Annotated in this window: 2 protein-coding genes and 3 pseudogenes; all 5 read left to right on the top strand. The window is 66.8% G+C overall.

Going from position 1 to position 2,516, the window contains the following annotated elements:
- Positions 1 to 203, top strand: a pseudogene (locus JCM19049_RS11615) (hypothetical protein); the annotation flags it as partial.
- Between the two features lie 104 nt (positions 204 to 307).
- Positions 308 to 547 (top strand): hypothetical protein, encoded by a 240-nt coding sequence (locus JCM19049_RS11610; protein WP_054821671.1) that lies wholly within the window; start codon positions 308 to 310, stop codon positions 545 to 547.
- Positions 544 to 1,539 (top strand): hypothetical protein, encoded by a 996-nt coding sequence (locus tag JCM19049_RS11605; protein ID WP_054821670.1) that lies wholly within the window; start codon positions 544 to 546, stop codon positions 1,537 to 1,539. Before JCM19049_RS11610 ends, JCM19049_RS11605 begins: the two co-directional genes overlap by 4 nt.
- Positions 1,473 to 1,694: pseudogene (locus tag JCM19049_RS20555) on the top strand (hypothetical protein); the annotation flags it as partial. The gene JCM19049_RS11605 and the pseudogene JCM19049_RS20555, both read left to right, overlap by 67 nt.
- Before the next feature lie 80 nt (positions 1,695 to 1,774).
- Positions 1,775 to 2,516 (top strand): annotated as a pseudogene (locus tag JCM19049_RS11600) (nuclease); the annotation flags it as partial.

Below are 2,516 nucleotides of genomic sequence, written 5' to 3'. Positions count from 1 at the left end.
CGGCCGCCGGCACCGGCGCGTTCCTGATCTGGAAGAAGGATGCCGGCACCGCACGGGCCGTGATCCTGACCGCCGCCTATCTGGGGGCGTTCGGCGGTTCGCATCCGCTGGCCAAGAACATGGGCCCGTGGACCGCGGTCAACACCGTCAGTGCGGCAATGGCCGCCGCCTCGCTGATCTTCGGCGGGCGCCGGGCCAAGTAGCAGCGGGCCAGTGCCCGAACGCAGGATCCGGCACACCACAAACGTCGGAGACCGGTGCTAGGTTGACAGGGTAACTTCCAGGTCAACGAAAGGCACCTGTCCCCGTGTTCTTCCTCCAGGACCGTTTCATCTACTCGGCCAGCGACCTGGCCATCGCCGTAGGGTGCGAGTACCAGTCGCTGTACCTGCTGGACATCAAGCTGGGGCTGCGTCCGAAGCCGCACTTTGCCCCCGATGAGATGCTCGAACGCAGCGCGGAGCTCGGCGACGTGCACGAACGGCGGATCCTGGCCGAGCTGGAGGAGAAGTACGGGCCTACGATGCGGCGGCCCACCGGGGCGTGAAATCCTTCCCGGATCGTCCGGTGATGACCCATGAGGGATTGTTGGCCGCCCACGAACAGACCCTCGAAGTGTTGCGCAACGGCGCGGACGTGGTCTACCAGGCCACCTTCTATGACGGCTCCTTTGTGGGGTTCGCCGATTTCCTGGTCCGCCAACCCGACGGGTCCTGGGCGGTGTGGGACACCAAACTGGCCCGGCACGCCCGGGTCAGCGCGTTGCTGCAGCTCGGAGCCTACGCCGACCAGCTGCAGACCGAGGGCATCCCGCTCAGTCCGCAGGCAACCCTGGTGCTGGGCGACGGCACCCATTCGGTGCACCGGATCACCGAAATCCTGCCGGTGTTCCGGGCCCAACGGCGCAAATTCCTGGCCTTGACCGAACGTCACCGCCAGTCCGGGTGCCCGGTGCTCTGGGATTCGGATGCCATCAAGGTGTGTGGGCGCTGCGATTTCTGTGCCGAGCAGGTCAGCGCCACCGGGGATGTGCTGCAGGTGGCGAACATGTCCATGACCCAGCGGGCCAAGCTGCGCCGTCGCGGAATTCACAGCATCCATCAGCTGGCCGAGGTGGAGGCGGCTCCCGGCACCGCGCTGGGCCGCTACGTCGACCAGGCCCGCATGCAGCTGGGGTTGGCCGAACCCGACGGGCAGGTTGGCGCAGTGTCCTACCGGGTCAAGGATACACAGACCATCAACCGGCTGCCGGTGCCTGATCCCGGAGACATCTTCTTCGACTTCGAGGGTGATCCCATGTACCAGGAGCCCGCCGACGGCAGCTGGGGACTGGAGTACCTGTTCGGGGTAGTGGAAAACGACACCGGCACCCCAGTGTTCCGCCCCTTCTGGGCGCACAACCGCGGCGAGGAGCGCACCGCGTTCCTGCAGTTCATCGACTACGTCACCGCCCGGCGTGAACGCTTCCCCACATGCGCATTTACCATTACGCCCCGTATGAGAAGTCGGCCCTGCGCAACCTGTCCCAGGTGCACGTGACCGGGGAGGAAGCCATCGACCAGTGGCTGCGCGAGGGCCTGCTGGTGGACCTGTATGAAACGGTACGCAACTCACTGGTGCTCTCCACGCGTTCCTACTCCATCAAGAAGCTTGAACCGCTCTACATGGGCGAGCACCTGCGCTCCGGGGACGTGGTGGATGCCGGGGCCTCGGTGGTCGCCTATGCACACTATATGCAGGCCCGGGATGCCGGCGCGCGGCCGAGGCCCGTCAGGTGCTTGAGTCCATCGCCGACTACAACGAGTATGACTGCCTGTCCACCCTGCGGCTGCGCGACTGGCTGCTCGGGCTGGTTCCCGCCAGCCCGGTCCAGGCCCCCGCGCCACTGGCCCAAGAGCAGCTGCCGGACTCGACGGCGGAACCCACCGCAGAGGAGGAACGGCTGCAGCGCTACATCGCCGGGCTGCCGGCTGGGCAGGCGTTGAGCGCAGATGACCGGGCAATTGCCATGGTGGCCGCAGCCACCGGTTACCACCGCCGGGAACGCAAGCAGTTCTGGTGGGAGCACTTCGACCGGCTCGCCGCGCCCATGGAGGACTGGTCCGATACGCGGGGCGTATTCACCGTCGATTCGGTACAGGTGCTGCAGGACTGGCACAAGCCAACCCCGCGTTCACGCACCCTGGCGCGGCACTCCAAGGTCTACGGGACCTTGGCCGAGGGGTCCCTGGTTTCCGAAGGCACCGGCTTCTTCGCCATGTTCGGCGATCCACTGCCCGAGGGCATGGAGGTTGATGAGTCCGTGCGCGGCGGTGCGTTCAACGCCACCGTGCTGGAGGTCGGCGAGGACCACCTGGTGATCCAGGAAAAGTCCACCACCCGGGTCCCCGAATATGGGGCGGTACCGGTCGCGTTGACCCCGGACCAGCCGCTGCGCACCGCCAGCATTGAACAGGCCCTGGCGCAGGTCGCGAACCAGGTCGGCGCCATGTCCCGGCGCTGCCGGACACCGCCGG

The sequence above is a fragment of the Arthrobacter sp. JCM 19049 genome (assembly GCF_001310435.1).
Note: the sequence above shows the minus strand (reverse complement) of the source record. Positions and strands in the feature narration are given on the sequence as shown.